The 22,532-nt window shown below is 31.3% G+C and carries 24 protein-coding genes; 10 read left to right on the forward strand and 14 right to left on the reverse strand.

Annotated features, from left to right (window positions below; genetic code table 11):
• Window positions 1-17 precede the first annotated feature (17 nt).
• The 3 genes from LCI24_RS01385 to rimK all read left to right on the forward strand — a co-directional run bounded on the left by LCI24_RS01385 (window position 18) and on the right by rimK (window position 3,540).
• Entirely contained in the window at window positions 18-2,120 is a 2,103-nt protein-coding gene (locus tag LCI24_RS01385; protein WP_274638811.1) for a M13 family metallopeptidase, read from the forward strand.
• Window positions 2,121-2,250: 130 nt separating this feature from the next.
• Window positions 2,251-2,664, forward strand: a complete 414-nt coding sequence (locus LCI24_RS01390; protein WP_274638812.1) for an ATP-dependent zinc protease family protein — start codon at window positions 2,251-2,253, stop codon at window positions 2,662-2,664.
• Between the two features lie 3 nt (window positions 2,665-2,667).
• On the forward strand, window positions 2,668-3,540 hold the full coding sequence (gene rimK / locus LCI24_RS01395) for a 30S ribosomal protein S6--L-glutamate ligase (RefSeq protein ID WP_274638813.1): 873 nt from the start codon (window positions 2,668-2,670) through the stop codon (window positions 3,538-3,540).
• Between the two features lie 38 nt (window positions 3,541-3,578).
• Here the strand turns inward: rimK and LCI24_RS01400 are convergent, their stop codons facing one another.
• From LCI24_RS01400 to LCI24_RS01410, 3 genes are read right to left on the reverse strand one after another with little or no spacing between them, the layout of a single operon-like run.
• Window positions 3,579-3,797, reverse strand: a complete 219-nt coding sequence (locus LCI24_RS01400; protein ID WP_274638814.1) for a hypothetical protein — start codon at window positions 3,795-3,797, stop codon at window positions 3,579-3,581.
• A 13-nt stretch (window positions 3,798-3,810) separates the two neighbouring features.
• On the reverse strand, window positions 3,811-4,230 hold the full coding sequence (locus LCI24_RS01405; protein WP_274638815.1) for an Asp23/Gls24 family envelope stress response protein: 420 nt from the start codon (window positions 4,228-4,230) through the stop codon (window positions 3,811-3,813).
• A 9-nt stretch (window positions 4,231-4,239) separates the two neighbouring features.
• Window positions 4,240-4,770, reverse strand: coding sequence for an RNA polymerase sigma factor (locus LCI24_RS01410; protein WP_274638816.1), 531 nt, complete (start codon window positions 4,768-4,770; stop codon window positions 4,240-4,242).
• Window positions 4,771-4,970: 200 nt separating this feature from the next.
• Here LCI24_RS01410 and LCI24_RS01415 point away from each other — a divergent pair, with 200 nt between their 5' ends.
• Window positions 4,971-5,906, forward strand: coding sequence for an ABC transporter ATP-binding protein (locus LCI24_RS01415; protein ID WP_274639061.1), 936 nt, complete (start codon window positions 4,971-4,973; stop codon window positions 5,904-5,906).
• A 189-nt stretch (window positions 5,907-6,095) separates the two neighbouring features.
• Here the strand turns inward: LCI24_RS01415 and LCI24_RS01420 are convergent, their stop codons facing one another.
• The gene (locus LCI24_RS01420; RefSeq protein WP_274638817.1) at window positions 6,096-6,557 is read right to left on the reverse strand and encodes a 3-oxoacyl-ACP synthase; all 462 of its coding nucleotides are present in this window, start codon (window positions 6,555-6,557) and stop codon (window positions 6,096-6,098) included.
• Between the two features lie 10 nt (window positions 6,558-6,567).
• The gene (locus tag LCI24_RS01425; protein WP_274639062.1) at window positions 6,568-7,677 is read right to left on the reverse strand and encodes an NAD(P)/FAD-dependent oxidoreductase; all 1,110 of its coding nucleotides are present in this window, start codon (window positions 7,675-7,677) and stop codon (window positions 6,568-6,570) included.
• A gap of 77 nt (window positions 7,678-7,754) precedes the next feature.
• Here LCI24_RS01425 and LCI24_RS01430 point away from each other — a divergent pair, with 77 nt between their 5' ends.
• From LCI24_RS01430 to LCI24_RS01445, 4 genes are all read left to right on the forward strand, one after another.
• Window positions 7,755-8,225, forward strand: a complete 471-nt coding sequence (locus LCI24_RS01430; protein ID WP_274638818.1) for a hypothetical protein — start codon at window positions 7,755-7,757, stop codon at window positions 8,223-8,225.
• Between the two features lie 102 nt (window positions 8,226-8,327).
• Entirely contained in the window at window positions 8,328-9,245 is a 918-nt protein-coding gene (locus LCI24_RS01435) for a hypothetical protein (protein WP_274638819.1), read from the forward strand.
• A 134-nt stretch (window positions 9,246-9,379) separates the two neighbouring features.
• Complete coding sequence (locus LCI24_RS01440) at window positions 9,380-10,135, forward strand: SDR family NAD(P)-dependent oxidoreductase (protein WP_274638820.1); 756 nt, start codon at window positions 9,380-9,382, stop codon at window positions 10,133-10,135.
• 3 nt (window positions 10,136-10,138) lie between these two features.
• The gene (locus tag LCI24_RS01445; RefSeq protein WP_274638821.1) at window positions 10,139-11,278 is read left to right on the forward strand and encodes an ATP-binding protein; all 1,140 of its coding nucleotides are present in this window, start codon (window positions 10,139-10,141) and stop codon (window positions 11,276-11,278) included.
• 20 nt (window positions 11,279-11,298) lie between these two features.
• On the opposite strand, the gene LCI24_RS01450 is transcribed toward LCI24_RS01445, so the two are convergent.
• From LCI24_RS01450 to LCI24_RS01470, 5 genes are all read right to left on the reverse strand, one after another.
• Entirely contained in the window at window positions 11,299-12,189 is an 891-nt protein-coding gene (locus tag LCI24_RS01450; RefSeq protein WP_274638822.1) for a YDG/SRA domain-containing protein, read from the reverse strand.
• Between the two features lie 37 nt (window positions 12,190-12,226).
• Window positions 12,227-12,958, reverse strand: coding sequence for a sulfite exporter TauE/SafE family protein (locus LCI24_RS01455; RefSeq protein WP_274638823.1), 732 nt, complete (start codon window positions 12,956-12,958; stop codon window positions 12,227-12,229).
• Window positions 12,959-12,964: 6 nt separating this feature from the next.
• Window positions 12,965-13,726, reverse strand: coding sequence for a cyclase family protein (locus LCI24_RS01460; RefSeq protein ID WP_274638824.1), 762 nt, complete (start codon window positions 13,724-13,726; stop codon window positions 12,965-12,967).
• Between the two features lie 69 nt (window positions 13,727-13,795).
• Window positions 13,796-16,117, reverse strand: coding sequence for a GH92 family glycosyl hydrolase (locus LCI24_RS01465; protein ID WP_274638825.1), 2,322 nt, complete (start codon window positions 16,115-16,117; stop codon window positions 13,796-13,798).
• A gap of 184 nt (window positions 16,118-16,301) precedes the next feature.
• A complete protein-coding gene (locus LCI24_RS01470) occupies window positions 16,302-16,835 on the reverse strand; it encodes a hypothetical protein (protein WP_274638826.1) in 534 nt (177 codons plus the stop codon).
• A gap of 187 nt (window positions 16,836-17,022) precedes the next feature.
• Here LCI24_RS01470 and LCI24_RS01475 point away from each other — a divergent pair, with 187 nt between their 5' ends.
• Complete coding sequence (locus LCI24_RS01475; RefSeq protein WP_274638827.1) at window positions 17,023-17,406, forward strand: ankyrin repeat domain-containing protein; 384 nt, start codon at window positions 17,023-17,025, stop codon at window positions 17,404-17,406.
• Window positions 17,407-17,486: 80 nt separating this feature from the next.
• Here the strand turns inward: LCI24_RS01475 and amaB are convergent, their stop codons facing one another.
• Entirely contained in the window at window positions 17,487-19,028 is a 1,542-nt protein-coding gene (gene amaB, locus LCI24_RS01480) for an L-piperidine-6-carboxylate dehydrogenase (protein WP_274638828.1), read from the reverse strand.
• Between the two features lie 113 nt (window positions 19,029-19,141).
• On the opposite strand from amaB, the gene LCI24_RS01485 reads away from it, so the two are divergent.
• The gene (locus tag LCI24_RS01485) at window positions 19,142-20,194 is read left to right on the forward strand and encodes an isoaspartyl peptidase/L-asparaginase family protein (RefSeq protein ID WP_274638829.1); all 1,053 of its coding nucleotides are present in this window, start codon (window positions 19,142-19,144) and stop codon (window positions 20,192-20,194) included.
• Here LCI24_RS01485 and LCI24_RS01490 read toward each other — a convergent pair.
• From LCI24_RS01490 to LCI24_RS01500, 3 genes are read right to left on the reverse strand one after another with little or no spacing between them, the layout of a single operon-like run.
• A complete protein-coding gene (locus tag LCI24_RS01490; RefSeq protein ID WP_274638830.1) occupies window positions 20,191-21,573 on the reverse strand; it encodes an outer membrane beta-barrel protein in 1,383 nt (460 codons plus the stop codon). The two genes, LCI24_RS01485 and LCI24_RS01490, sit on opposite strands and share 4 nt — an antisense overlap.
• A 3-nt stretch (window positions 21,574-21,576) precedes the next feature.
• The gene (locus tag LCI24_RS01495; RefSeq protein WP_313812724.1) at window positions 21,577-22,128 is read right to left on the reverse strand and encodes an RNA polymerase sigma factor; all 552 of its coding nucleotides are present in this window, start codon (window positions 22,126-22,128) and stop codon (window positions 21,577-21,579) included.
• The gene (locus tag LCI24_RS01500) at window positions 22,121-22,525 is read right to left on the reverse strand and encodes a hypothetical protein (RefSeq protein WP_274638831.1); all 405 of its coding nucleotides are present in this window, start codon (window positions 22,523-22,525) and stop codon (window positions 22,121-22,123) included. Before LCI24_RS01500 ends, LCI24_RS01495 begins: the two co-directional genes overlap by 8 nt.
• Window positions 22,526-22,532 lie beyond the last annotated feature (7 nt).

Raw genomic sequence — 22,532 nt, forward strand, 5'->3', positions numbered from 1 at the left:
TTCAAAAAACATTAAAAATGAAAACCATTCACAAAGTACTGTTTACTACTGCTGTTGCTTCTTTAGGGGTTATTGCGTGTAAAACAGACAAAAAGCCTGAAGAAAAAGTACAGGCAATTGTTTTAGAAAACATGGATACTTCGGTTAAACCAACCGATGATTTCTTTAGATATGTTAACGGTTCTTGGATTGACAATACTGAAATTCCAGCTGACGAAACTTCTTGGGGAGGTTTTAATCAGTTAAGAAAAACTACTACCAAAGATGTATTAGCTATTTTAAATAAAGCTATTGAAGAAGGTAACTTCCCAAAAGTAAAAGATGCTGAAGGAAAAGAAATAGATTCTGACCAAGAAAAAGCAGTAAACTACTACGAAACCATTATGGATACCGTAGCTAGAAACAAAGCTGGTAAAGCTCCAGTACAACCTTTTCTTGAAAAAATTGAAGAAATTAAAGATTTAAACGACGTACAAACATTCATTACTAACATGGCTCCTTATGGAGGCGCTGGTTTTTATGGTTTTGGCGTGTTTAACGACCTTAAGAACAGTAGTATGAATGCTGGTTACATGGGAGCTGGTGGACTTGGTTTATCAAGAGATTACTATGTGGATGAAAAGGTAAAAGACAAGCTTGAAAAATATGAAGTTTTTGTAGCTAAAATGTTACAAGAGTTTGGTGATGACGAGGCTACAGCTAAAAAGAATGCAGCAACTATTGTTGCTTTTGAAAAGAGTTTAGCTGAACCTAGAATGACAAAAGAAGAACGTAGAGATACTCGTAAAATTTACAACCCAATGACTCTTGCTGAATTAACTGAATTAGCTCCTGTAATTGATTGGGAAGCTCATTTAAAAGGAATTGGTGTTGATATTGAAGGGTTAGATGGTGCTAAAGGTCTTGAAAAGATTATTGTTACAGATCCAGGTTACTTCAAAGCAATGAATGATGTACTTAAGAATAGTCCTATTGAAACTGTTAAATTATCATTACGTTGGAATGCTATTAACAACTCATTAGGTTTATTATCTACCGATTTAGAAAAAGCTAATTGGGAATTTTATAGCAAAGAAATGCGTGGTGCTAAACAACAACGCCCAAGAAACGAGCGTGCTTTAGCAAACTTAAATGGAGCTATTGGTGAGGCTTTAGGTAAATTATATGTAGATGAAAAGTTTCCACCAGAAGCGAAGCAAAAAGCTAAGGAAATGATTGATAACGTAATGCTAGGTTTTGAAAAACGTATTGCGCAATTACCTTGGATGAGTGCTGAAACAAAAGAGAAAGCTTTAGAAAAATTACACAAATTAACTGTTAAAATTGCATACCCTGATAAATGGAAAGACTACTCGGCTTTACTTGTTAAAGGATTAGATGAAGGTGGTACATATTTTGACAATGCCGTAAACGTTCGTAAATGGAACTTTGAAAAAGATATGGCTAAGTTAGGTAAAGAAGTGGATAGAACTGAGTGGGGAATGTCTCCTCAAACAGTAAACGCTTACTTTAACCCTGTAAATAATGAAATCGTATTCCCAGCAGCAATTTTACAACCTCCTTTCTATAACTACAAAGCTGATGAAGCTGTAAATTATGGAGGAATTGGAGCTGTTATTGGTCACGAAATTTCACATAGTTTCGATGACTCTGGAGCTCGTTTTGATGGTGATGGAAACTTAAAAAACTGGTGGACAGAAGAAGATTCTGAAAAGTTCAAAGAAGCAGGAAGCAAATTAATAAAGCAGTTTAGCGATATCGTTGCTATTGATAGTATGAATTTAAACGGTGAATTTACGTTAGGTGAAAATATCGGTGATTTAGGTGGTGTACAAGCTGCTTATGAGGGATTACAAATTTTCTTAGAAAAGAATGGTCGTCCTGAAAATATTGACGGATATACTCCTGAACAACGTTTCTTCCTTTCTTGGGGAACAATTTGGAGAACTAAGATGCGTGATGAAGCATTAAAAAACCGTATCATGACAGATACGCATGCTCCTGGAATGTACAGGGCTTATATGCCTCTTAAAAACGTAGATGCTTTTTATGAAGCTTTTGATGTTAAAGAAGGTGATAAAATGTACTTAAAACCAGAAGATCGTGTAAGAATTTGGTAAATTCAATTAAAAAATAAGTACCTTTAAACCAGCGTTTTCACGCTGGTTTTTTTTATTTTCAAAAATTAATAGCAAATATTGTGTATTTGAAAAAATAGTAAGTAATTCGCCCTCCTTAATTTTTAAAAGAATGAGACTAATTGGAAGGATTGAAAAGATATCCTTTTTAAACTGGGAAATAGAAGATTTACCAGTAAAAATTGATACAGGAGCCTATACTTCTGCAATACATTGCAAGCATATTGAAGAAAAAGACGGTGTATTAGAGTTTATATTATTATGTCCAAAAACAGAAAAATATAACAATAAATTGCTCCATACAACAAAGTATAAAGTTAAAAGTATAAGAAGTTCGAACGGAAAGAAACAAAAAAGATATGTCGTTTCTACGTCCGCTATTTTTTATGGTAAAAAATATAAAATAAAACTATCGTTATCAGATAGAGGTAAAATGAATTACCCGGTATTAATTGGTAGAAAATTTTTAAACAAAAAATTTATTGTGGATGTTTCACAAAAAAACATCACTTCAAAAGAAATATAAAAAATGAAAATTGTTGTTCTTTCTAGAAACTCAAAATTATATTCAACCAAACGCTTAGTAGAAGCAGGCGAAAAAAGAGGTCATGAAATGGTCGTATTAGATCATACCAAATGTGATCTTATAATAGAAAAAAAGAAGCCTGCTATAGTATACAATCATGAGCTTGTGACTGATGTTGATGCTATTATCCCACGTATTGGTGCTTCAGTTACTTTTTATGGTACTGCTGTTGTACGTCAATTCGAAATGATGAAGGTGTTTTCTGCTGTAGAATCTCAAGCATTAGTTAGGTCTAGAGATAAACTAAGTAGTTTACAAGTACTCTCTAGAGCGAATTTAGGGCTTCCAAAAACCGTTTTTACCAATTATTCAAAAGACACCTCTGAAATTATTAAAAAAGTTGGTGGAGCTCCTTTAATTGTTAAGCTTTTAGAAGGAACACAAGGTTTAGGTGTTGTATTAGCTGAAACTAAAAAAGCAGCTGAATCTGTTATAGAGGCTTTTAATGGCTTACAGGCACGTGTAATTGTTCAGGAATATATCAAAGAAGCTAAAGGAGCAGATATCCGTGTTTTTGTAGTAGATGGAGTTGTTGTTGGAGCTATGAAGCGTCAAGGAAAGGAAGGAGAGTTTAGATCAAACTTACATAGAGGAGGAACTTCAGAAATTATAGAATTAACCGATGAAGAAGAAAACGCTGCTTTAAAAGCTGTAAAAGCAATGAAATTAGGTATTGCTGGTGTAGATATGTTACAATCTGATAGAGGTCCGTTAATTTTAGAAGTTAATTCTTCTCCTGGTTTAGAAGGTATAGAAAAAGCTACTGGAAAAGATGTAGCAAAAAGTATTATACGCTACGTAGAAAGAAGCGCTTAAAAAAAACCGACATTAAATAATGTCGGTTTTGTTTATGTTTAATCTGCTAATTCCATACAGTTAAACCCTTTCTCTTTTACCTTATTTATAATGTCAGCTTCCGTTGTAATATCTGTTGCCTCTATTCTTAAAACATTATCAACATCCTCAAGATCAATTGATACGTTAATTATATTATTATCTTGATTGAATAATTGACGTATAGAATCTTCTTTTTTCTTTGTGTCAATATCGGTTCCATAAATGAATAGTTTCATAACTCACTGGTTTTTATTCTTGTTCCGTTTCTTTATTTAATTTGTCTACATATTTTTGATAAGCTTCACTCCCCTCTTCTTCCCAAAACCTATCATAATGTTCCCAATCTGAAAAATTTCCTTTACAGTTTTTTTCAAAATGTGATTTGAATTTGTGTTTTCTTCTTTTGCTTGAATATTTCTTTGATTTTTGTTTCCCACCGCACTCACTAGATGAAAATAAAATTTTAGCTAAAATAAATAGCCCTACTGCCTGCCAATAGTTAATAACTGGTAATCCGAAAATCTCTGGCATAAGATTATTCCAAAGCCACATAATTGCATATCCAAAAAGTATTGCAAGCGCTAAAACAGCAATTATTCCGAATATTATTCTTCCTACAAATATTCCTGGAGATTCTCCATCTCTTCTTTCTTTAAACAAATTTTCCATCTTTTATTTTTATTTTTTGTTTTCAATTTTTCTCAGTAGTATTCCTAACGCTCTATGTCTTCTTGACATTAATGTTCCAACAGGTATTTCAAGCTCCTCCGATAGTTCTTTGTATGTATATCCTTCAAAATCAATAGCTATAATTATTTCTTTATATACAGGTTTAAGATTCATTATTCTTAATTCTAGCTCCTTTTTCATTACTTCAGAATACGTATTATCAGGAGTTCCATATAAAACCTCTGTAAATTCAATCAGTTTCATTTCATCAATATCTGAAGCTGAAGCTTCGTATTTCTTTTTTCTTAAATTATCAATGATTTTATTTTTTAAGGATCTATAAACAAAGCCAGCTACATTGTTTATGGGTGAATTTCCATTAACTCCAGAAAACAATTTTAAAGCAACTTCTTGAATAATATCTTCTGCATCTTGATGAATACTTTGTTTAATTTTAGTTCCAACATAAGACTTAAGAACACTATATTCTTTATCAAAAAAGGCTTTTAATTTCTTTTTATTTTCCGTTTCTTGGTTCATTTACAGGCTTTCTTTGAGCTCCTCAATTATAAAGACGTACTTTTTATTTTCTATTGCATTTTTTTAAAAAAAACTCTTCATACCATTTATAACAAATATACTTAGGTCTAATTCTTAAAAAAGAAGACTCTTTAAAGAGAAACTTGAAATGAAAAATCATGTTTATAAATTATCTTAATCCTTTATGTATTTTTGCAACTATGCTACAAGTAAATAATATTTCATTCACTTATCCATCAAAAGAAAAAACCCTAGAAAACATCCATTTTAAACTTCAAAAAGGAGAGCATTTATGTGTTATGGGTGAAAGTGGTTGTGGAAAATCTACTCTTTTAAAAATTGTATATGGCCTAATTGATATTGATAAAGGAGATTTATTTTGGAATGATATTCAAATTTTAGGTCCTGAGCACCATTTAGTTCCAGGAATGGAGTTTTTTAAATATGTCGCACAAGATTTTGATTTGATGCCTTTTACATCAGTAAGTGAAAATATTAAGAAGTTTTTATCTAGGTTTTACCCAAAAGAAGCTGAAGAAAGAACTCAAGAGCTTTTAGAGGTTATTGAAATGACCGAATTGGCAAACGAAAAAGTTAAAAACTTAAGTGGTGGACAGCAACAAAGAGTAGCTATTGCTAGAGCGTTGGCTAAAGAACCTGAATTATTATTGTTAGATGAACCTTTTAGCCAAATAGATAACTTTAAAAAGAACTCGTTAAGAAGACGGCTATTTGCATATTTAAAAAAGAAAAATATTGCTTGTATTGTTGCAACACATGACGGGAACGATGCTCTTTCTTTTGCTGATACTATGATGGTAATTCGTAATCATCAAATTATTGCGCATGACAGTCCTTCTAACCTATATAAAAATCCGAAGGAAAAATATATTGCATCCTTGTTTGATGATGTAAATGAGCTTACAATAAACAATCAAACTTTACTATTATACCCTAGTTTACTTGAGATTACTAAACAACTATCAAAACTAGAAGGAACTGTTTTGAACTCTTATTTTAAAGGTGGTTACTGGTTAATAGAGGTTGCATATAATAACCAATCAGTTTTTATAAATCACTTTGAAAATATTGAACATAAAAAAACAGTCTCATTTAAGTTAAAAGAGACTGTTTAAACCAATAATAACTATCTCAATAATTATTACTCAACTATCTTAAAATAAATTATTTTTTCTAAAAAAAATACACCCTTACCGTCTTAAACACCAAAAGATAAAAGTGTATTATAGCTTCTTTTTCTGTTCTGGTTATAACAACCTTTCCAGAACTAAAACAAGTAACTTTTATTTTACCCTACTTTTTTTCTAAAAAATTTCTTTTATGATGTTTTTTGCCCCATTAAACTCAAAAGATTCTCCTTCCTTTTTCCCTAAAATTAACCTACCTATTGGTGAAGATGGAGAAATAGCAAAATATTTTTTTTCTTTTACAATTAACATCCCTACGCTTACACTAATAAAATAATTAATAGCTGAGGTGGTTGTAACAACACTACCTAAATGGGCTACTTTTGAAGTTGTATCTGTATTAATTTTAGCTAGTGTTTCTTTCATTTGAGCAATTCCACTAAGTTGTTGACTCGCTTTTTCCATTTCTAACTGTAGCATTGCTCTACCGGTTTCATGCTTATCTCCTGCTGAACTTTTTGTTTCAGACTGCAAAGCTTTTTGATGAGAGGTAATTGTTTCTTCCACAGTTTGTAAACGTTTGTTTACATACAACTCACATTGTTTATATAGTTCCTCTTTTATATTAATTTTACCCATGTAAACATCATTAATCCATAAGTTCAGCTAATTCCTTGCCTACTAAACTACCTATAGCAACACCCATTCCACCTAAACGAACTCCGCAAAACACATTACTTGAAAGCTGTTTTACAATAGTTTTTTTCTGATTTCCAACTCCCATAATTCCACTCCAACGATGCTCTATTTCAAATTTAGTATTTGGTAAAATTGTTGTCTTTAAGACTTCTTCTAGTTTGTTTTGAATAAGCGTAGTTTGTCCAAATTCAGTCGTTTCTTCTCCTTTAAAATCAAGGTTTCTTCCTCCTCCAAACAAAATTCTATTATCAATATTTCTAAAATAATAATATCCTTTATCTAAGTGAAAAGTTCCTTTGATATGTAGATCTTTAATTGGCTTCGTAATTAATACTTGTGCTCTTGCTGGTTTTACATTTTCATTTAACAATTCATTTGCGAAGCCATTGGTAGCAATAAATAGCCTTTTTGTGTTAAATGTAATTTGGTTTGTTTCAACCACTACTTGCTCATTGCTTTCAATAAATTTTTCAACTTGAATGTTGTTAATAATTTTTATTCCTGAAGACAATACCTTTTCTAACAACTTTGCAGCCATTTTACCAGTATCAATTTGACCTTCAAATTGATTAGTTATGTAGTTTTCATGGATGTTTTGAAAGCTAAACTTATTATAATCTACCGTAAAAACATCTGAATTAAATAATGGTTGTAAAAGCTTGTTAATAGCTTCTTTTTTATCCAAACAAGATTCATATAACTTGTTTGTTAAAAACAATTCATAACCTTTATTTTGTTGGAAATCGATGTTTTTATCACCTAACGTAGTTCTTAAAAGCTGTAACCCTTCCCATCGTTTTTTTACCAAGTTAAAAACCTCTTCTTCTGTATGCGTTTGTAAATCATCAATTAATTCTGATAAGCTTCCAAAACAAGCAAAACCTGCATTTTTAGTACTAGCTCCTTGTGGTAACATTCCTTTTTCTAAAACTATAATTTTTGCCTTGGGGTGTTTTTCTCGTAACTGTAGCGCACAATTTAATCCCACAATTCCACTTCCTACTACAGTAAAATCAATATTTGTAAACCATTCTTTTAGTTCCCAGTAACTGAAATTCAATATCATATAAATCTGATTATATTTGTGACTTGGCACACTCCTTGAATGTCTAAATTTAAACATTAAAAAACAACTCTATGAAATTAATTGGAATCTTAATTTTAGCTTTAAGCTTTACGAAATGCGCAAGTGTAAAAATGGAAAATAATCATCCTTTCAAAATAGAATCAGCAAGTTATTCTCATGTAACAGGAGGAGTAAAAGGTAGTTATAATTCTACTAACTTAATTATCAATTTCACTGCTGAAAAACCTGTTAATTTTCAAAAAGTATATTTTCAAAACAAGATAACTGAAGCTGTTGTTGAGCAACATAACGACAAACAATATATAGCTGCACGTTATAAAACCTCATCTAATGATAGAAAAGATATGATTTTACATGCGGATCCTAAAAAAGAGTTTGGAAATACTCCTAATGTTTCAGAAGAAAAATTTCCTTTTGAGTTAAAAGAGAATGAAGCAATGATTTCTTATATAAAAGGAGAGGAAACATACTACGTTAAAGTAGAAAACATTGTAAAAAAAGATAAAGTTTTTATGCAATAAAGATCTTAACATAAAATAGTTTGAAACACCTCTTTTTTGAGGTGTTTTTATTTTTGGCACGTAATTTGAAAACTTATAAGCATAACCATAAAACGAATGCTTATGAAACGTATAAAATTACTTTTAGTACTACTTATTAGTAGTGTAACACTTACGTCATGTGTTGTAAGAAATGAAATTGTAGATGATGGTTTTTCATTAAACGAATATATTTCAAGTTATGATTTATGGTATGTAGATTATCACAGAACAACAGGTAGTGGAGAAGTTCCTTTTTTATCTAGAGCATTTACCATTTCTTTTTTAAACGGAACCATGTATGCAAATAACAATATTGTAGATATTGGTAAAACAGGGAATGGTTTTGGAATAGCTGTAGGTAATTATGGAACCTATGGAACCGTTTTAGAAACGCGTCATGATATAGATGGATACTTTGAATTTGACGTGGTACAACTTTCTAGTAATGAAATTAGAATTGATGATTTATCGCAGAATGTCAGTTATTATTTAGTAGGTTACCAAGTAAACACTTTTGATTATGACATGTTGTTCTATGAAAATATTGAGTATTTTTTACAAGAGTTTGAAGCTTGGGAAAGAACTGAAAGATTTAATGGTGTTGAAAACCCATTTGATTATGAAAATTATTTACAGTTTACTCCTGAAAATGATGTAACATTCTACTCGTCTCACGACCCTTTTGGCACAAATATTGATTACATAAGTTGGGACTTTAAAGGGAGCTATATAGTTCGTGATGTTCAGGGTGAAGAAAATTTAAAATATTTAACACTTAATTATGATAACGGAGATACTGAAGAGTTTGATTTAACCGTTATAAATGACGAAACAATAAGGTTATACCATGTTAGTTCACAAACAACATATGTTTTTTCTGGAAGAGGTTTTATACAATATCTTAAAGGAGAAAAAACAAGTACTGCTAAACCAGCTGTAAGAAATAGTGGTAGAAAGCGTACTAAAATAGAAAGAGAAACAGTTCCGAAAAGGAAATAAAAATAAAGTTTGGTTAGTTGATTTTTGGTTGGTGTAGTAGCCAACTAAAAGGAACCGCTCCGTAAGGGGCGGTTTTTCATTTTATAATAGTGGCTTAACATAAAAAACTTTACCTTTATACAAAACAAAACACCATGCAACAAACTGCTTTAATTACAGGAGCAACCTCAGGTATTGGTAAGGCAACCGCTCAACTTTTTGCTAAGAATAACATTAACTTAATTATTTGTGGTAGACGTATAGAAAAGCTTCAAAAGCTTCAACAAGAACTATCTCAATTTACCAAAGTACATATACTTCCGTTTGATGTTCGTTATAATGAAGAAGTACAAAATGCTATTAATAGTTTACCTGATGAATTTAAACATATTGATATTCTTATTAACAATGCTGGTAATGCTCATGGATTAGATAGCATTCAAAATGGAAATATTGACGATTGGGATGCCATGATTGACGGAAACGTAAAAGGTCTTTTATATGTTTCAAAAGCAATTATTCCTCAAATGGTAGAGCGTAACAACGGCTTTATTGTAAATATTGGTTCTATTGCAGGAAAAGATGTGTACCCTAATGGAAATGTGTATTGTGCATCAAAGTTTGCTGTAAACGCTTTAAGTAAAGGAATGCGTATAGATTTGAATCAACATAATATTCGCGTAAGCGCTATTCATCCTGGGTTGGTAGAAACAGAATTTTCTGACGTTCGTTTTAAAGGAGATTCTGAAAGAGCTAAAACCGTATATCAAGGCTACAAAGCACTACAACCTGAAGATATTGCAGATATTATTCACTTTGTAGTTACACGTCCGTACCATGTTAATATTGAAGATTTAATTGTATATCCAACAGCCCAAGCTAGTGCAACTATTGTGAACAAAAATGCTTAAGTTGTGATTAACAAACGTCTTTTAATTAAAAACTTACTGTCTCATAACGATGAAAATAGTTTTTATGATAAAAAACAAAAGTTATCCTTAGGTTCTAAAGAAGGAAAAGCTAAGTTTATAAAACACGTTTGCGCCCTTTCTAATTCAAACCCTAACAATAATTCTTACATTGTTATTGGTATTGAAGATGAAGAAAATAAAATTATTGGTGTAGATTTTTATGATGATAGTAAAATTCAAAATTTAGTAAATGCTTATCTGAATAACCCACCTAAAATAGAGTATGAAAACGTTCCTTTTCCTCGTTTACAACGTCATAAGGTAATTGGTTTGGTAACTATTTATCCTACCAAATTAATTACCTCTTTATCTAAAAATGCCTGGAAGTATCGTAGAGGAACAATTTTTTATCGTAGAGGTAGTAACTCTATGCCTGCTGAGAAAAACTTTATTATTAAAAACAACAACAAGGCTATTGTTGAAGCTATTGAAAAGAATGCAAGTAATAATATACAGCTCACACTCGATGGTGTTTTTGATTTTATTGAAAGGCATAAACCAGAATATAATCCGCAATACAAGGTGTTTAACGAACAGTTTGTGCTTTGTTGGGCTGGAAAGAAGAAGATTATAAATAATGAAGAGTTTTTTACACGAGTTGATATTGAATTAATAAACGAACAAGTACGTTTGTTTTTTTCTTCGTTAGATGATGTACAAATTAATTATAACGAACAATCATTTATTATTACTGAGTACATTGTTTTAGGGATTGATAAGAGTGAAAAACGTTATCCGTTAGAAAAAACGATTATCAATTTTAAAGATAACGGAAAGCATGACATTGTAACCGAATTTCTCTTTGAAGCTCCTCAGTATCATAACGATATTTTACAGCTTATTTATAAAAACAATAATAGTATTGTTGCTAAAATTGTAAAAAAGAAACCACTTTCGGTTATAGAACATGAAGATGTATATCGATTACCCACCTCCTATTTAATTTGTTATTTAAACGGTTTTGAAAGTGCTCCTCTACAACTTAAAAAAGCAAAAAATTATATCAAAAACTTAGAAGATAAAACTACCTATATTAAATACAAAGAAGCCATGCGTGTAATACGTAAAGTGAAGTATAATTAACAATTTTTTATTACAAAAAATTAGCTAAGTTTTTTATAGTGATGTTCTCTATGATATTTAATAAGTTCTTTATCAAGAACATGCTTTGGGTGCACTTTTAAAGGACCTCTATCTACTCCTAGAATATTAAAGTCATCATCAATTGATATAATTCCTAGGTCAAACATTATATGGTGGTTAGGACATAAACATAGGATATTTTCTTTAGTATCTGGTCCATCATGCGGCTTACCTAGAGCTTTAATATGTGCAGCCTCAGAATAACTCTTTATCTGACTTTTTATTTGAATTCCACAAACTTGGCAAGTATCATCATACATTTTTTTTACATATTTGGCTACCTTAGTTTCTCTAATAACTCTATTTGTAATATACTCTTGACGCCTCGTTGAATTATAATTTGAATCTGGTTCATTAATTATATTATTTTCTTCTTCATTTAGTCGCCGTGCTTGATTTATCATTTTTTCTAATCTAAATCTCCAAATTACATAACCACTTTTACCTTTATCATGCCAATAGTCTTTAACTAAAAAAAGACCATCATATCTATACCCTTCTTCTGGAGAAAACTTTGAATCCTTATCATATCCCCTTATTACCCTCACGGGTAATTGATTTTCACAAGAAATAGCTAATGCTTTATTACCTCTTGTTAAAGTTTGGTCAGCAACTTGAATTTTAGAATTATTACTTCTGCCTCCGTGACCTGTATATATAATAATATCACCTAAATCTTCATCATCCTCATATCCACCAGAAATTACAATTGAATCTGATCCTTCATTTTCAGAGCCACTAATTCCAGCTTGAGTTGGTCTATGAACTTTAGAAATAGAAAGGTCTATTCTGTTTTTAAAAGTATCTCCTTCTAAAACTCCTTCTATTTCACCAAATATTCTCTTTTTCATATCAATTTATTCTTTAAAGAATTCATGCCTCGAAATTCTACCTCAACACTAATTGTACAATTGTAACTATTCCAATTAACAGAATAAAAGACAACGATAGTTTTCTAAATTTTGACTGTGGTATATATGCTAATATTTTCTTTCCTAAAAATGACCCTACTAGCCCTATTACGAATAAAAAAGGCACATATTTTAAATCATGGTCATGAATATAACCGTTGTTGTAGTAGACAAATGTTCTTGAAAAATCAATCATAAAATCTATAAAAGCCGAAGTTGCTATAAACACACTTTTTTCTAAATTAAAAGCTGCCATAGTTAAACCTCTAATAGCTCCACCGGTACCTAACAATCCAGCAGAAAACCCTGAAAAAGAACCTCCTACAATAGCATTTTTTCTGTTTGGAGAAATAGTAAACTTACTTTTAATCAGGAAGAAAGCACTAAATGCAACTAAAAACAGTCCTAAAAATATTTCTAAATATGTACTGTTTAGATGTTTTGATAATATTCCTCCTAAAATCACAAAAACGACTGAAGGAATTCCGATGTTTATCAACAATTTCTTATCTAATCCTTTTTTAAACAAAAAAATTTTACTCACATTACTCGACAAATGAAAAATAGCTGTAAGCCCTAAAACGGAATAAAAATCGAAATAAAAATTTCCTAACGGAACAAAGAAAACTGATGATCCGAAGCCACCTATTGTTCCAATAACTTCAGCTACTAGAGCTAATAGTAAAAATATGAAGTTAATATCTTTCATCGTTTTTTATTCTAACATAGCAACCACTCTTGCTGGAGCAGCTGAAGCTCCTACAATTTTTAGCGGAAATACCGCTACTTTAAATCCAGTTAACGGTAATACATCTAAGTTTACCAATTGTTCCATATGACAATACTCCTTGTTTTGTCCTACTAAATGCCCTTCCCAGAACAATTCAGAGTTATTAGTTTCTTTTGCTTTTTGAATCATGTACGGAAGTGGTAAATCCCATCCCCAAGCATCAATTCCCATCACTTTAATTCCTTGATCAATCAACCACTCAGTTGCTTTTGCACTTACTCCAGTACCTTTTTTATGAAAGTCTTTTGTTCCGTTAAATTTATCGCGTCCTGTTTTAATCAATACAATCATATTTGGTTGTATTTCTAGCTGATTTTCTTCTAAAAATTGTTGAATATCTTCAACTGTGATTGGATCAAAATCTACCTTATGTTTCATGTCAATCACAATACCTTCTCCAAAACACCAATCTAACGGAACTTCATCTATCGTTTTTGCTTTTTCTCCATTAACTGTTGGAGAATAATGCCAAGGTGCATCAATATGAGTTGTGGAGTGTACTCCCATTTTTTGAATTGTATCATCTGCCCATCCTGTAAAGTTTTTAGGAAAAAGCTTGAATGGTAATCCTAGTATTCTAATTAGCCATTTTGCTTTATGGTGTGGTTTATGTTTTATTTTAACTTTCATAAACCAAGGATCTTGTTTGTTATACTGAATAGGCTTGGATAGATCGATAATTTTCATAGTAACGTTAGTTGTTACAAACAAAGATAAAAGAAAATCCCTCGCTTTTTTGCGAGGGGCTTATATTGTTTATTTGTTACTCATTTCGAAGACTATTTCACCTCCATTCACAATATCTTGATGGCTTAACAAAAAGTTGCCTAACTTCTTACCATTAACGGTCACGCTTTTTACATATACATTTTCTTTACTTTGGTTTTTTGCCATAATTTTAAGCGTTTTTCCATTTTCTAAATGAATAGTCGCTTCTTTTATGTTTGGGCTTCCCAAAGCATAGTAAGGCGATCCTGGAGTTACTGGATAAAAACCTAAACTACTAAAAATATACCATGCACTCATTTGCCCTGCATCGTCGTTTCCACATAAACCTTCTACAGTATCTGCATACATTGTGTCCATAATCATGCGAACACGTTGTTGTGTTTTTTCTGGATGTCCTGTCCAGTTATATAAATACGGAATATGATGTCCTGGTTCATTACCATGTACATAATTACCTATAATTCCATCTCTCGTAATATCTTCATGATGTGCAATATATTTATCATCTATTTCGGTTGTAAATAGCTCATCTAATTGCTTACTGAATTTTTCTTTACCTCCCATCATTTCAATCATATTATCAATGTTTTGAGGCACGTATAACCCATAATTCCATGCATTTCCTTCTATAAAACCTTGACCGTGGGTATCCATCGGATCAAAACTCTCTCTAAACTTTCCATTAGATAACTTAGGACGCATAAAACCTATCGTTGGATCATACACGTTTTTATAATATTCAGCTCTCGCTAAATACTCATTTTCTGTATCCTTATCTCCTACTTTAGTAGCTATTTGAGCAATACACCAATCATTATAGGCATATTCTAGTGTTTTTGAAACAGATGAACCACTTTTATCTTCTGGAACATATTTGTAATCCATATAGTCTCCTATTCCATCAAAATACCTAACAGTAGCTGTATTAGTTGAAGCTTTAAGTGCATGATTTACATCAAAATTTCCTACATTTTTTGCCAATGCATCTGCAATTACAGAGGTTGCATGATAACCTATCATACACCAGTTTTCATTCGCATAATGACTCCAAATAGGTAGCATTTTATGAACGCTTTGATCATGATGTGCTAACATAGATTTTATCATATCGTTATTTCGCTGTGGTTGCGTAATATTATATAGCGGGTGTAACGCTCTGTAGGTGTCCCAAAGAGAAAAAATAGTATAGTTTGTAAATCCTTCTGAAGTATAAATATTTTGATCTAATCCACGGTATTTTCCATCGACATCTTCATATAAAATAGGAGATAAATTTGTGTGATATAAAGCCGTATAAAATGTTGTTTTGTCTTTTTCTGAAATGGTTTCTACATCAATTTTGCTAAGCTCTTTATTCCACTTATTTTTAGTTTCTTCTTTTGTTTTATTGAAATCCCAATTAGGAATTTCAGTATTTAAATTATTAAGTGCTCCATTAGTACTTACAGGAGATAAAGCAAATTTTACCTTAATTTTCTCTCCTTCTTCAGTATCAAAATTAAAATAGGCTCTAATATCTTTTCCTGCCATTTCAGGAAAATTTTCATTTTGTTTAAACTTTCTATAAAAACCATCATAAGTTTCCTTATTGTATTTTTTATGTCCGTAACTTTTAAATGGTTTAGAGAATTCCATAGCAAAGAACACTTTTTTTGTTCTAGCCCATCCTTTTGTTTGTCTGTAGCCTGTTACCAGCGAATCATTTTCAACACGGATAAATGTCCATACATTTTTGTTGTCATGATGATATACATTGTATACTAAATCTAGAATAATGTGTGCGTTGTCTGATTTTGGAAACGTATATTGATGAAAACCTACACGTTCACTTGCAGTAAGCTCTGCTTTAATATTATAACTATCTAAGTTTACCTCATAAAACCCAGGAGAAGCTTTTTCTGTATCATGTGAAAAAGTAGAGTAAAAACCTTTGGTTCCTTCTTTCGTTTTTAGTGGATCTAAAACTAAATCACCAGTAGTTGGCATTACTAAAAAGTCTCCAAGATCAGCGTGCCCTGTTCCACTAAAGTTTGTATGTGCAAAACCAATAATGGTTGAGTCTTTATATTGGTATCCTGCACAATACTCATATGTTTCTTTGTTATACCTCCCATCTTCATCAAACATTACCTCAAAATTTGTTTGAGGGCTTAATTGTACCATGCCAAAAGGAGCAGTTGCACCTGGAAAAACATGTCCCATTTTACTGGTTCCAATTAAAGGGTTTACATACTTTGTGTAATCTTTTAAATCCGTACTCTCTTTTGTTATTTTTTTAGAGTTTTTGCTACACCCTATACCTAATAAAAGTATAAAAAGAAGAAGTGATAAGCTTGTTATTTTTTTCATATCGTTAATAAATACAATTGATAACACTAAAAAAATAAAAAAAAGTCATAAATATTGATTTGAATTTCTAAATTCATAAAAAAAGAAAATTCTAAACTTATTATTTCTTTTTGTTTTATAATAAACATACAAGAAAAAATCCCTTATAAAATACAAGGGATTATTATCATTTATTTATAGTCTTTTACTTTCCTCCGTCTAAATCGTCTTGCCAATTTTTTAGCTCTTGCCATTTACCTTCGTAAGCTAATTTTGCTTGTTTAGGCCATGTATTAGGTTTATGAGCTCTATAACGATCTCCTCCGCTTTTTAATACTTCTTGACATTTTTCTACAGATGTTTCTGCTAACGACTTCCAGGTATTGATATTAAAATTATGAAAAAGCTCTTCTATTTTTGGCCCAATTCCTTCTACTATTTTTAAATCATTCTCTTTTATTTTTTTACCAAAAACCTTTTTAACTTCATTTATATTAAATGTTCTTTGTTCTTCAGATATAGAGGGTGCCATATTAGATTTTGCTAATTTTAAATCGGTTTCTAATACCGATTTACTCTCTTTACAGTTTCTTAAACTTGATTCTAACTTTGCTATTTTATTTTTTAAGAGAACTATTTCATCTTTCTTAATGTTTTTACTTGATAGCTTTCCTAGTAAATAGCCTAAAATAGCGGTAATTATTGCTACTGCTATTGAAATTAATATACACCAATTCATGATTTTATTATTCGGTTAATAGTTAGTTAAATTACTGATTGTTAATTTATTAAAAAATATTTAATCTATTAAGAGATTTTTAAGACCTTATCTTAAATAATTGTTAAGTGTGCATATTTCTTGAAACGTTTTGTTTTTATAGGCGTCTTTTAGCTGTAACCTAATCTTAAAATAAAAACTTAACATCATGAAAAAATTTGTATTAACTGCTTTAGCAATCGCTTTATCTTTCGGAACTATTACTGCTGCTTCAACTTCATATGAAGCTCCTGTTAAAACTAGCCTAGAATACCCTAACGTAAGTACTTTTTGTAAATTAATTAGAGCCGGAAACTTTGAAGCTGTGAAGGCTATGGTTGAAAACGGAACAGATATTAACAGAAAATCTACTGGATTAACTCCTTTAATGTTTGCTGCTAGATATAACAAAGCAGATATTGTTCAATTATTAATTGATAGTGGAGCAAAATTAAAAGTAAAATCAGAAAGAGGATATACTGCTTTAGAATATGCTAAAATGTCGAAAGCGCATGAAGCTTATACAGTTATTGCTGCTGCTTTAGAAAAATAGTATAGCCACCAACTTAGTTAAAAACAAAAAGTCTCATCGAAATGATGAGACTTTTTATATTTTGAAAACTCTGCACTTTCTTATAAATCGAACTTAATTCCTTGTGCTAATGGTAATTCATCAGAGTAATTTACAGTATTTGTTTGACGACGCATGTATACTTTCCAAGCATCAGATCCAGACTCACGTCCACCACCTGTTTCTTTTTCACCACCAAAAGCTCCACCAATTTCAGCACCAGAAGTACCAATATTTACATTAGCAATACCACAATCTGATCCTGCAAATGATAAGAATTTTTCAGCTTCTTTCATTTCGCTTGTCATGATTGAAGAAGATAATCCTTGTGCAACTCCGTTTTGTAATTCAATAGCGTTTTCAACATCTCCTGAATACTTCATTAAGTATAAAATTGGAGCAAATGTTTCATGTTGAACAATTTCAAAGTGATTTTCAGCTTCAATAATTGCTGGCTTAACATAACAACCACTTTCGTAACCTTCACCTTCTAAAACACCTCCTTCAACTAATACTTTACCTCCTTCAGCTTTTGCTTTTTCAATAGCAGCTAAATAGGTATTTACTGAATCTTTATCAATTAATGGTCCAACGTGATTATTTTCATCTAATGGATTTCCAATCTTAATTTGACCGTAAGCTCCAACAATCGCATCTCTTACTTTATCATATACAGATTCGTGAATGATTAAACGACGTGTTGAAGTACAACGTTGACCACAAGTACCTACAGCTCCAAATACAGCACCAGGAACTACTACTTTTAAGTCAGCAGTTGGAGTAATGATAATTGCATTGTTTCCTCCTAACTCTAATAAAGACTTACCAAAACGCTCAGCAACTTTAGCACCAACAATACGTCCCATTCTTGTAGAACCAGTAGCCGATACTAAAGGAATACGTGCATCTTCAGTAATGTATTCACCAACTTTATAATCTCCATTAACAATACAAGAAATTCCTTCTGGTAAATTGTTAGCTTTTAAAACCTCAGCTATAATATTTTGGCAAGCAACTGAACATAAAGGTGCTTTTTCTGAACCTTTCCATACACATACGTTACCACAAATCCATGCTAAAGCTGTGTTCCAAGACCAAACAGCAACTGGGAAGTTAAATGCAGATATAATACCAACAACTCCTAATGGGTGCCATTGCTCTCTCATTACGTGTCCTGGTCTTTCTGAAGGAATTACTTGTCCGTTTAATTGACGAGATAAACCTACAGCAAAATCACAGATATCAATCATTTCTTGAACCTCACCTAAACCTTCTTGGTAAGATTTTCCCATTTCATAAGAAACCAACTTACCTAACGGCTCTTTTAACTCTCTTAATTTGTTTCCAAATTGACGTACAATTTCTCCACGTTGAGGTGCAGGCATTGTTCTCCAGCTTTTAAATGCTGAAGTAGCAGCATCCATCACTTTTTCGTAATCTTCTTTGGTAGAAGCTTTTACTTTTCCTATTAACTTTCCATCTACTGGTGAATATGATTCTATAATTTCACCGTTTGAAAAGTTTACTGAACCTGTTGAAGTTCCTTCATTTATCTCTTTTAATCCTAAAGTAGCTAATGCTTCTTTGATACCAAAATCTGCCATATTTTATATTGTAATTTTAGTTGTTTAAATTTAGAGCTCAAAACTACGAATAATTTTACAATTAATAAATTAAACAAACAGTGTTGTTTTTGTTTAAAAATTAACAAATAATCATGAAAAACATTTACCTACTACTTTCTTTACTGTTGTTTTTATCGGCATGTGATACACCTAAAAAAACTTCTAATGAACAAAAAGACACTCCTATAAATGAATTTGCAATTATTATTCATGGAGGTGCTGGAACTATACTAAAAAAGAACATGACTCCAGAAAAAGAAGCTGCTTATAAAACTAAGTTGGAAGAAGCAATTAGAACTGGATATGAGATTTTAAAAAATGGTGGTTCTAGTGGTGATGCTGTTGTAAAAACCATTCAAGTAATGGAAGAATCTCCTTTGTTTAATGCAGGAAAAGGTGCTGTGTTTACACATGATGAAACTAATGAATTAGATGCTTCTTTTATGGATGGAAAAACACTGAACGCTGGTGCAGTAGCTGGAGTAAAAGATATAAAAAGCCCTATTGAAGCTGCTAGAATAGTAATGACAAACTCAGATCATGTTATGTTATCTGGTTCTGGTGCTTCTCAGTTTGCTAAAGAACAAGGGTTAGAAATTGTAGACCCGAGTTATTTTTATACCGAAAATCGCTTTAAATCTTTACAACGAATTAAAGACAAAGAAAAAACAGCATTAGATCATAATGATAAAGAGGCTTCATTTTATGATGCTGATATTAAAAATAGTAAGTTTGGTACTGTAGGTTGTGTAGCCTTAGATAAAAATGGAAATATCACTGCGGGAACTTCTACAGGAGGAATGACTAACAAACGTTGGGGACGTATTGGAGATTCTCCTATTATTGGTTCGGGTACTTATGCAAATAATAAAACTTGTGGTGTTTCTTCAACTGGTTGGGGTGAATACTTTATACGATCTCAAGTAGCTTATGATATTTCTGCTCAAATGGAATATCAACAAAAATCATTAAAAGAAGCTACTAAAGATGTTATTCAAAACAAATTAACCAAGCTTGGTGGAACTGGTGGTGTAGTTGCCTTAGATAAAAATGGAAATATGTCTTTTGAATTTAACACTGCTGGAATGTACAGAGCTTCAATGAACGATAAAGGTGATTTAATTATTAAGATTTATAACGATTAAAACTGGTAGCTTAAACCTGTATAAACACCTATAAAATAGGGCTGAAACCCATTTGAATCATTTTTAAATGTATTTAATTGGGTTTTTAACATTGGATTAATATTTAAAGACCATTTTTTACTGAACTTATAATTAAGATCTATCCCTAAATTTCCACTAAAGTTAATGTCATTTAAGTTATTTGCTTCTCCTGAAGTTGAAAAAGCAGTTGTTTTTAAATTCACATCATTCTTATTTAAAAACAAGGAACTAAAACCAACAACTACTTGTGTTTTTAACTTCTTTCCTTCTAATACACTGTACTTAACTTCTACTGGAACCTCAATATACCCATAACTTTGATTCAACTCACCATCGAGGCTTCCTGAACTTATAGATACAGAGCTTGTACTAAAACCTGTTTGAGATGTATCATTTAGCGCGTAACTTTCTCCTGAACTAAAAGCTACATTAGAACTACTTGATTTTACTGGGTTTACAGCTACATTATTATTAGAAAATCCCATTTCCTGTAAATGTATTCCAGATTGAAGTGTCCATTTTTTATTCAACTGATATGCTACTTGAACTCCATACGAATAGCTTATATTTCCTTTTGTTGAATTTGATAAACTCGCGTCTATTGGAGATGATTTAGAAAACGAATTTGAGTTTAATACCGCTACAGTTGGTGAAACGGTCCATAGTTTATTTATTTTTTCCTCTTCATTTTCTTCTTCTTCACCATTTACAACTGCTAAAAAGTCTTTTTTAGGTTTCAGAACCTGATTAATCGTATCATTTTCTTTTTTCAAAAAGGTATTTTCTTTCTTTTTAAAAACTGGCAAGCTATTTTCAAGCTTGCCAGTAAGTTGCACTTGTTTCACAACATCATTATTATCCAGCAAAGCCCCTTCAACTACTCTACTTGACGTGTTGTTGCTATCCTTTCCATGCAACTCTTTTTTGCTAACCTTCACAACATGATTAGCGGTTAAAACTTCATTTTCATGAAGCTTTTCTTTCAATACATTTTTCTTTTTCGTTTCTTTTTTTACAATAAGTGTTTCTTCTATATTTTCTTCTGTTGGCTCTTTTAATAAATTGTCTTTTAACTCCTCTTTTTTACTCGATTTTTTTTCGGGTGCAAACTTAGGTGTTTCAACAATAATAGCATCTATATCCTCTATATTTTCTTCATCCTTAACGTAAGGATAAAATAAAAGCCCAAAAACAAGCACAGCAGCAACCCCTCCTGAAAACCACCAAATAGGAAAAACTCGATTTTTTTTCTTTTTTTGGAGCTTTTCTTCAATAGCATTCCATACTCTTTCATTTGGAGTTACCTCCAAATCTTTAAATTTTTCTTGAAACAGTCTATCGATGTTTTTTTCTTCCATCAGTTATGCTTTTTCCTCTTTTGCTTGATATAGTTCCATTTCATTTTTCAATATCTGTCTTGCTCTTGATAAATTTGATTTTGATGTTCCTACAGAAATATTTAATAACTCTGCTATTTCTTTATGTGAATAATTATCTAACACATACAAGTTAAAAACTAAACGATACCTGTCCGGTAAACTTTGAATTAGTTCTAATAAAATATCAACATTCACTTTTTCAGTTTCAAGCTCCACTTCTTCTACTATTTCATCATCAGGTGCTTCTGAAACTAAATGCAAAGGTGATTTTTCTCTATACTTTTGTAATGCTGTATTTATGGTTATTCTCTTCATCCATCCTTCAAAAGATCCTTTATGTTGATATTGAGGCATCTTTTTAAAAATAGTTAAAAAACTATCTTGTAACGTATCTTCCGCATCTTGATAATTACGAGAGTACTTTAAACACAGCGCAAAAAGTTTACCAGAAAACAACTGGTAAACTTGAGCTTGCGCTGTGATATTTTGATGACAGCATCCTTGTATGAGTTTTTCTAAATTGATGTTACAAATTTACTGGAATTACCACTTCTTCGTATACATCTTCTCCTTCAGTATTTTTACCTTTCCAAAACTTAAAAACATAATCTTCTTCTTGAGTTGCCTCAACAGGAAAAGCATATTCTTCTTGTCTCTCTTCTTCAGTACAAGCAACATCAAGAGCTACTATTGCTGTACCAGCTACAATTCTAGTTGTATCTACTTTTTGGTAATACAAACCATTAAAAGAGTAGCAGCTGTTGGGTAACGTATACTTTATCTTAATTGTATCAACTTCTCCGAATGTAAAACTTTCAGGGGTTGTGGCACTATCAACCTTTAAAAACTCATACCTAACATTAGGGCCGTCATCATCTAAACAAGAATAAAACGTAAATACACTTAAAAAAAGGATTAAAATTTTTTTCATGACATAT

Source organism: Tenacibaculum larymnensis (assembly GCF_028829235.1).
In the GTDB taxonomy this organism is placed as follows: Bacteria; Bacteroidota; Bacteroidia; order Flavobacteriales; family Flavobacteriaceae; genus Polaribacter; species Polaribacter larymnensis.

Excerpts from the sequence above, each read along its gene's own strand:
- LCI24_RS01385 (WP_274638811.1), top strand. The coding sequence starts at position 18 with ATGAAAACCATTCACAAAGTACTGTTTACTACTGCTGTTGCTTCTTTA.
- LCI24_RS01390 (WP_274638812.1), top strand. The coding sequence starts at position 2,251 with ATGAGACTAATTGGAAGGATTGAAAAGATATCCTTTTTAAACTGGGAA.
- rimK (WP_274638813.1), top strand. The coding sequence starts at position 2,668 with ATGAAAATTGTTGTTCTTTCTAGAAACTCAAAATTATATTCAACCAAA.
- LCI24_RS01400 (WP_274638814.1), bottom strand. The coding sequence starts at position 3,797 with ATGAAACTATTCATTTATGGAACCGATATTGACACAAAGAAAAAAGAA.
- LCI24_RS01405 (WP_274638815.1), bottom strand. The coding sequence starts at position 4,230 with ATGGAAAATTTGTTTAAAGAAAGAAGAGATGGAGAATCTCCAGGAATA.
- LCI24_RS01410 (WP_274638816.1), bottom strand. The coding sequence starts at position 4,770 with ATGAACCAAGAAACGGAAAATAAAAAGAAATTAAAAGCCTTTTTTGAT.
- LCI24_RS01415 (WP_274639061.1), top strand. The coding sequence starts at position 4,971 with ATGCTACAAGTAAATAATATTTCATTCACTTATCCATCAAAAGAAAAA.
- LCI24_RS01420 (WP_274638817.1), bottom strand. The coding sequence starts at position 6,557 with ATGGGTAAAATTAATATAAAAGAGGAACTATATAAACAATGTGAGTTG.
- LCI24_RS01430 (WP_274638818.1), top strand. The coding sequence starts at position 7,755 with ATGAAATTAATTGGAATCTTAATTTTAGCTTTAAGCTTTACGAAATGC.
- LCI24_RS01435 (WP_274638819.1), top strand. The coding sequence starts at position 8,328 with ATGAAACGTATAAAATTACTTTTAGTACTACTTATTAGTAGTGTAACA.
- LCI24_RS01440 (WP_274638820.1), top strand. The coding sequence starts at position 9,380 with ATGCAACAAACTGCTTTAATTACAGGAGCAACCTCAGGTATTGGTAAG.
- LCI24_RS01450 (WP_274638822.1), bottom strand. The coding sequence starts at position 12,189 with ATGAAAAAGAGAATATTTGGTGAAATAGAAGGAGTTTTAGAAGGAGAT.
- LCI24_RS01455 (WP_274638823.1), bottom strand. The coding sequence starts at position 12,958 with ATGAAAGATATTAACTTCATATTTTTACTATTAGCTCTAGTAGCTGAA.
- LCI24_RS01460 (WP_274638824.1), bottom strand. The coding sequence starts at position 13,726 with ATGAAAATTATCGATCTATCCAAGCCTATTCAGTATAACAAACAAGAT.
- LCI24_RS01465 (WP_274638825.1), bottom strand. The coding sequence starts at position 16,117 with ATGAAAAAAATAACAAGCTTATCACTTCTTCTTTTTATACTTTTATTA.
- LCI24_RS01470 (WP_274638826.1), bottom strand. The coding sequence starts at position 16,835 with ATGAATTGGTGTATATTAATTTCAATAGCAGTAGCAATAATTACCGCT.
- LCI24_RS01475 (WP_274638827.1), top strand. The coding sequence starts at position 17,023 with ATGAAAAAATTTGTATTAACTGCTTTAGCAATCGCTTTATCTTTCGGA.
- amaB (WP_274638828.1), bottom strand. The coding sequence starts at position 19,028 with ATGGCAGATTTTGGTATCAAAGAAGCATTAGCTACTTTAGGATTAAAA.
- LCI24_RS01485 (WP_274638829.1), top strand. The coding sequence starts at position 19,142 with ATGAAAAACATTTACCTACTACTTTCTTTACTGTTGTTTTTATCGGCA.
- LCI24_RS01490 (WP_274638830.1), bottom strand. The coding sequence starts at position 21,573 with ATGGAAGAAAAAAACATCGATAGACTGTTTCAAGAAAAATTTAAAGAT.
- LCI24_RS01500 (WP_274638831.1), bottom strand. The coding sequence starts at position 22,525 with ATGAAAAAAATTTTAATCCTTTTTTTAAGTGTATTTACGTTTTATTCT.